5 protein-coding genes and 1 riboswitch are annotated in these 7,296 nt (G+C 63.9%); all 5 genes read right to left on the reverse strand.

All coding sequences use genetic code 11. The annotated features are described in order from the left end of the window. Positions 1–95: 95 nt before the first annotated feature. A complete protein-coding gene (locus ACLD1Y_RS22110; protein WP_429479937.1) occupies positions 96–257 on the reverse strand; it encodes a hypothetical protein in 162 nt (53 codons plus the stop codon). A gap of 37 nt (positions 258–294) precedes the next feature. Then, positions 295–897, reverse strand: coding sequence for a vWA domain-containing protein (locus ACLD1Y_RS22115; protein ID WP_429479938.1), 603 nt, complete (start codon positions 895–897; stop codon positions 295–297). Between the two features lie 53 nt (positions 898–950). After that, positions 951–1,949 (reverse strand): ATP-binding protein, encoded by a 999-nt coding sequence (locus ACLD1Y_RS22120; RefSeq protein ID WP_429479939.1) that lies wholly within the window; start codon positions 1,947–1,949, stop codon positions 951–953. Then, positions 1,949–5,710 carry a cobaltochelatase subunit CobN gene (cobN, locus tag ACLD1Y_RS22125; protein WP_429479940.1) on the reverse strand — a complete coding sequence of 1,254 codons (3,762 nt, stop codon included), beginning with the start codon at positions 5,708–5,710 and terminating at the stop codon, positions 1,949–1,951. The genes ACLD1Y_RS22120 and cobN overlap by 1 nt, the downstream gene beginning before the upstream one ends. Before the next feature lie 3 nt (positions 5,711–5,713). After that, positions 5,714–6,775 carry a cobalamin biosynthesis protein CobW gene (gene cobW / locus ACLD1Y_RS22130; protein WP_033902251.1) on the reverse strand — a complete coding sequence of 354 codons (1,062 nt, stop codon included), beginning with the start codon at positions 6,773–6,775 and terminating at the stop codon, positions 5,714–5,716. Positions 6,776–6,868: 93 nt separating this feature from the next. Then, positions 6,869–7,068: riboswitch (cobalamin riboswitch) on the reverse strand. Between the last annotated feature and the right edge of the window lie 228 nt (positions 7,069–7,296).

The following is a 7,296-nucleotide window of genomic DNA, read 5'->3' on the forward strand; positions in this document are numbered from 1 at the left end:
GGTTGGAGGGCCTCTTCGCGAGCAAGCCCGCTCCCACATTTGGAATGCATTCCCCTGTGGGAGCGGGCTTGCTCGCGAATGCGGTGGGACAGGCACTACAACTGGTCGATATGCCGATAATCCAGCTGCAACCCAACCGCCAATTCCTGCGCCCTCCCCAATCTGATCGGCCCACGCTCGATATCCACCAGCACGCCCGGACATTCCAACGGCGCCAACCCGCCAATGTCCTTGAGCCGCCCATCGGTAATCACCAATAACCGCTGCTGCTCCGCCGGATANGTGGGACAGGCACTACAACTGGTCGATATGCCGATAATCCAGCTGCAACCCAACCGCCAATTCCTGCGCCCTCCCCAATCTGATCGGCCCACGCTCGATATCCACCAGCACGCCCGGACATTCCAACGGCGCCAACCCGCCAATGTCCTTGAGCCGCCCATCGGTAATCACCAATAACCGCTGCTGCTCCGCCGGATACCGCTTGCGCCGCGCCGTCAGCCACTCCCCTGCCTCGGCAAGCGCTGCCAGCAACGGCGTACCGCCACCCGCACCGAGCTGATCCAACCAACCCACCAAGCCTTTCGCGGCCTTCAACCCTTGAACCTGCCATTTCGGCACTTGGCCACTGGCCGTCAACAACGCCATACGCGCACGCTGCCGATAGGCGTCGTCAAACAACTGGGCCAGCAAGCCCTTGGCATCGGTCAGCGCACGATGGCGCCGGGTCGACGCCGACGCATCAACGATCACCAGCCACAACTCATGGGCCGAGCGGCTGCGCAGATGAAACAGCAGATCCTCACGGCATTGCGGCCGACCACCGAGCAAGGTGCCGGGCCAGTTGATCGAACCCTGCTGTGCGCTGCGCGCCTTGCCTTGCCTGCCTCTGTCCAATCGCCCCGCGTTGGGCCGGGCATCCGCCCCCGCGTCAGGTCGAGGGCGAATGCCTAGGGCTTTTTTGGCCAGGCAGGGACTTCCCGGCGTACGCCCGTGGGCAGGGCCGCCGCGGGCATATCGCCCCACTGGCCTTGACCTGGCGAGGTGTCGGAGGCGTTGGGCGATTGCCCTTCACTCGGAGGCCTGGCTGGGGGCGATTGCTCCTGGCGGCGATGGCGCAGCGCAAATTCGGCCACGGCTTCGATATCTTCTTCGGCGATAGCATCGGCGCCACGCCAGGCAGCATGCGCCCTGGCACCACGCAACCAGACCAAGTCCGCCCGCAAGCCATCCACACCGGCGGCGAAGCAACGCTCAGTGATCTGTGCCAAAGCCTGATCATCCAGTTCGATACCGTCGAGTCGCGCCCGCGCCTGGGTGCAACGTTCGCGCAATGCGCCTTGCTGCTCGTCCCATTGCGCGCAAAACGCGGCAGGGTCGCTGTCGAAATCCAGGCGTCGGCGGATGATTTGCCCGCGTTCGGTCGGCAACGTCTGCCCGCTCAGCGCCACATTGAAGCCGAAGCGGTCGAGCAATTGCGGGCGCAGCTCGCCCTCTTCCGGGTTCATGGTGCCGATCAGCACAAAACGCGCCGAGTGGCGGTGGGAAATGCCGTCGCGCTCGATCAGGTTGGTGCCGCTGGCGGCGACGTCCAGTAGCAGGTCCACCAGGTGATCAGGCAACAAGTTGACTTCATCGACATACAGCACGCCGCCGTCGGCCTTGGCCAGCACGCCGGGAGAGAACTGTGCGCGGCCATCGCTCAGCGCAGCGTCCAGGTCCAGGGTGCCCACCAGGCGTTCTTCGGTAGCGCCCAACGGCAAGGTGACAAACTGCCCGCTGGCCAACAGGTCCGCCAGGCCCCGCGCCAGTGTGGACTTGGCCATGCCGCGCGGGCCTTCGATCAACACGCCGCCAATTTTCGGGTCAATGGCGGTCAGGCACAGCGCCAGCTTCAACTCATCCGCACCGACCACAGCGGACAGCGGGAAATGGGGGATATCAGTCATCAGCTGTCTTCTTCTATATCCAGCAACAGGTTTTCCAACGCCTCGCGGTACGCCCCAGGCGCTTGCCACATGCCACGCTGCTGGGCTTCTAGCATGCGCTCGGTCATGTCGCGCAGGGCATCGGGGTTGTGCTGTTGCACAAAGGCGCGGGTGTCGGGGTCGAGCAAATAGGCATCGGCAAGCAAGGCGTATTGGTGATCGTCGATCAGCGCGGTGGTGGCGTCGAAGGCGAACAGATTGTCCACCGTCGCGGCCATTTCAAACGCACCTTTATAGCCGTGGCGCTTCACGCCTTCGATCCACTTGGGGTTGGCGGCACGGGAACGGATCACCCGGTTCAGCTCTTCCTTCAAGGTGCGGATTTTCGGCAAGTCGGGCTGGCTATGATCGCCATGGTAGCTGGCGGCCTTGTCACCGCTCAGGGTTTCCACGGCGGCGAGCATGCCGCCCTGGAATTGGTAGTAGTCGTTGGAGTCCAGCAGGTCGTGCTCGCGGTTGTCCTGGTTCTGCAACACCGCCTGCACCTGGCTCAAGCGCTGGGCAAACTGCTCGCGGGCGGCGGTGCCTTCATCGGAGCCGCCATAGGCGTAGCCGCCCCAGTTCAGGTAGACCTCGGCCAAATCCTCGCGGCTTTGCCACAGGCGGCCGTCCACCGCGCCCTGCACGCCGGCGCCATAGGCACCGGGCTTGGCGCCGAAGATGCGCCAACCGGCCTGTTTCGCTGCCGCGACTTCGTCCAGGCCAGACTCGATCAACGCCGCTCGCTCACTGCGCACCTTGGCGGCCAGCGGGTTCATATCATCCGGTTCGTCCAGCGCGGCCACCGCCTGTACCGCTGCATCAAACAAGCGGATGAGGTTGGCGAACGCATCGCGGAAGAACCCGGAGACACGCAAGGTCACGTCGACACGCGGGCGGTCCAGCAGGCTGACCGGCAGGATCTCAAAGTCATCCACCCGCTGGCTGCCTGTGGCCCACACCGGGCGCACGCCCATCAGCGCCATGGCCTGGGCGATATCGTCACCGCCAGTGCGCATGGTGGCGGTGCCCCAGACCGACAGGCCGAGCTGACGCAGATGGTCGCCGTGGTCTTGCAGGTGCCGCTCAAGAATCAGGTTGGCCGACTGGAAACCGATGCGCCAGGCCGTGGTGGTGGGCAGGTTGCGCACATCCACAGTGAAGAAATTGCGCCCGGTGGGCAGCACATCCAGGCGCCCGCGACTCGGTGCGCCGCTGGGGCCGGCCGGGACGAAGCGCCCACTCAGGGCATCCAGCAAGCCGCGCATTTCCGCAGGCCCGCAGGCATCCAGACGCGGCGCGACAACAATGCGCAGGCTCTCGATCACGGCCTTCACATCTTCCCAGCCGGGTTCTTCCAACTGTTCCAGCGGCCCTTCCAGAGCGTGCTCGATCAAACGCGCCGCGTACAGCTCCAGACGCTCGCGGGTATCACCGGCGGTGCGCCACAACTGCGCGTCGATCTTCTGCAACACCTCAGGGCGACGCCCGGTCCAGGGCTCCGACAAGGCGCAATCGAGCGGATCGAAGCCCAGCTCGAAAGCCTTGGCCAACACCCGCAACAGGCTCGATTGCGGGCCACGGCCATCGCCGCGAGGGATGCGCAGCAAGGCCAGTAAAGTGTCGATACGCAAGCGGCCTTCGGGCGACTCGCCAAAAATGTGCAGGCCGTCGCGGATCTGCGATTCCTTCAAGTCACACAGGTAGGTGTCCAGGCGCGGCAACCACACGGCGGCGTCGGCATCGCTTGCCAGCTCAAGCTCCTGGTCGATGCGGGTTTCGCGCACCAGTTTGAGGATGTCTTTTTGCAGCTCCAGCGCGCGGCGCGGGTCGAGCAGTTGCGCTTCGTAATACTCGTCGGCCAACAGCTCCAGGTTACGCAACGGGCCGTAGGTTTCGGCGCGGGTCAGCGGCGGCATCAGGTGATCGATGATCACCGCCTGGGTACGCCGCTTGGCTTGGGCGCCCTCGCCCGGATCGTTGACGATAAATGGGTAGACATTCGGCAACGGCCCCAACAATGCATCGGGCCAGCAGTTTTCCGACAGGCCCACACCCTTGCCCGGCAGCCATTCAAGGTTGCCGTGCTTGCCCACATGGATCACACCGTGGGCGCCGTAGGTGTGGCGCAGCCAGAAGTAGAAGGCTAGGTAACCGTGGGGCGGCACCAGGTCCGGGTCGTGATACACGGCGCTGGCATCCACTTGATAACCGCGAGCGGGCTGGATACCGACAAAGGTCAGGCCCAAGCGCAGGCCGGCGATCATCATGCGCCCGTCGCGGAACATCGGGTCGTTATGGGGCGTGCCCCAGCGCGCAAGCACCGCCTGGCGATTGGGCTCGGGCAGGCGATTGAACATCGTCTCGTAGTCGGCCAGGCTCATGCTTTGATGGCACGGGCGCAGGTCCAGGCTGTCGAGGTCGTTGGTGACGCCGCCCAGCAGGTCGTGGATCAACGCCGTGCCGCTCTGGGGCAACTCGTTCGGCAGCGGATAGCCTTCGGCCTGCATCGCACGCAGGATATTCAACGCCGCAGCCGGCGTATCCAGGCCTACACCATTGCCGATACGGCCATCGCGGGTCGGGTAGTTGGCGAGGATCAGCGCGATGCGCTTATCCGCATTCGGCACCCTCGCCAACTCGACCCAACGCCGCGCCAGTTCGGCGACAAAATCCATGCGTTCGGGGGCCGCGCGATAGCACACCACGTCCGACTGGCTGCGCTCACTGCGCCATGCCAGGTCCTTGAAGCTGATCGGTCGGCTGATGATGCGCCCGTCCAACTCCGGCAATGCGATATGCATCGCCAGATCACGCGGGCCAAGCCCTTGTTCGCTGGCCTGCCAACCGGGTTCGTTGTCCTGGGCACAAATCGCCTGGATCACCGGGATATTACGGCGAAACGGCCGTAAATGCGGCGCTTCGGGGCTGGACTGCGCAAAGCCGGTGGTATTGAGGATCACCGCCGCGCCCACTTCATCCAGCAAGTCCTCGACCACCATCAGGCAGCCGGGCTCTTTCAAACTGGCCACTGCTATGGGCAACGGGTTAAGGCCCGCCGCCTGCAAGCGTTGGCAAAACACATCGATAAAGCCGGTATTGGCCGCCTGCAAATGGGAGCGGTAGAACAGCACCGCTGCCACCGGGAACTCGGCGTTCCAGTGCGCTTGCCAGTCATTGAGACGGGCATTGGCTATCTGCGGATGATAAATCGCCGTGCGCGGCAGGGTTTGTGGCTCGCCCCAGGCGTAGTCGCGGCCCAGGTAGTTACTGGCCAGGCAGCGATAGAAATCCAGCGCATTGCCCAGGCCGCCCTGGCGCAGGAAGTGCCAAAGACGGTCGCGGCTTTCGGCGTTTACCGTACTCAGTCCGCTGAGTTCAGGGTCTGGGCGATCATCCCCCGGCACCAGGATCAATGTAACGCCGCGCTCGGCCAGCTCCACCAGACGCTCAATGCCATAGCGCCAATAGCCAATGCCGCCATGCAACGAGATCAGGATGACCTTGGCGTGGCGCAGCACCTCGTCCACATACAGGTCAACCGAGGCGTGGTTCTGCACCTGCATTGGGTTGGCCAGGCGAACACTGGGGTAATCGTCTGGCAACTGCTGGGCCGCTTCGGCCAGCAGCGCCAGGCTGGAATCGCCGCTGCACAGGATCACCAGTTCAGCGGGGGTTTGGCCAAGGTCGGCAATATTGTCGTCCGAGACGAAACCACCGGGCTGGGTCCTGAGCAGGTGCATGGGTTAAACGCTGAGCGCGGCGCGCAGTTGCGCTTCAAGGCCCGCTGCGTCCAAGTCCTGACCGATCAGCACCAGGCGCGTGATGCGCGCTTCATCAGCGCCCCAGGCACGGTCGAAGTGCTTGTCGAAACGCGTGCCCACGCCCTGGATCAGCAGGCGCATCGGCTTGTTCGGGATCGCCGCGAAACCTTTGACCCGCAGGATGCCGTGCTGCACCACCAGTTGGGTCAGGGCGTCGAGCAGCAGGGCTTCGTCGGCTTGGGGCAGGTCGATGGAGATCGAATCGAAAGCATCGTGATCGTGATCATCCTCACCTTCATGGTGATGATCGTGATGGCTGTGGCGACCGTCGATATGCTCCTCGGAGCCGGCGCCCAGGCCGATCAGCACGTCCAGCGGCAGGCGACCGCTGCTGGCTTCGATGATTTTGACGGCTGGCGGCAGTTCTTCGGCGACTTCCAAGCGTACGCGGGCCAGGTCTTCCGGGCTGATCAGGTCGGATTTGTTGAGGATCACCAGGTCGGCGCTGGCCAACTGGTCGGCGAACAGCTCGTGCAGTGGGGATTCGTGGTCCAGGTTGGGGTCGAGTTTGCGCTGGGCGTCGACTTGATCCGGGAACGCAGCGAACGTGCCAGCGGCCACGGCCGGGCTGTCAACCACGGTGATCACCGCGTCCACGGTGCAGGCGCTGCGGATTTCCGGCCACTGGAAGGCTTGTACCAACGGTTTTGGCAGGGCCAGGCCCGAGGTTTCGATGAGGATATGGTCGAGGTCGCCACGACGGGCCACCAATTCGCGCATCACCGGGAAGAACTCTTCCTGCACGGTGCAGCACAGGCAGCCGTTGGCCAGTTCGTACACACGGCCGTTGGCTTCTTCCTCGGTGCAACCGATGGAGCACTGCTTGAGGATCTCACCGTCGATGCCCAACTCGCCGAATTCATTGACGATCACCGCAATGCGACGGCCCTGGGCGTTGTCGAGCATATGGCGCAGCAAGGTGGTTTTGCCCGAGCCGAGAAAGCCGGTAACGATGGTGACGGGGAGTTTGGCCAGTGTTTTCATCGGATGCCCTTGGGGGCGGGCATACGGGACGAGAGGCCCTGCGACGGCGCGCAGCAGCGGATTTCGTCACCGGATCACCCCGCCCGGTTGAAGTAGAAAATCGGTTGCGAGGCAGGTCTCCTGGCTTGGGGCTTGCTGGTCTTGCGACCGACGCTGACTGCGCCTTCCCGCCTTTTCGGCAGTGGCGTGGCAGTCAGCTGAACCCTTTACAGTTGCGGGGGCAGCCGCGGCTTGGACCGCGTTCCCTTCTTAGCTTCGGCCTGGGCTGAAGAACCTCGAGGGTGCAAGGCTACGCAGTGCTTGGGGGATGGTCAATGATGGGGTTGGGTTGGTTGGCTTGGTGTACATATCCGTTGCTGCGGTAACGGCTACTTAGGGTTCCGCCCTTACGGCGGCTCACTTTGGAAAAGCCCCAAAGTAAGCAAAGGGCTCTTGCCCCAACACTCGGTACCTCGCCTAGGCTCGGTATGCCCGTAATCCGACATGGATTTGGGGGGCCGCCGCCACGCGCCATCCATGGC

Origin of the sequence: Pseudomonas sp. 18175 (genome assembly GCF_050432925.1) — a bacterium.
GTDB lineage: Bacteria > Pseudomonadota > Gammaproteobacteria > Pseudomonadales > Pseudomonadaceae > Aquipseudomonas.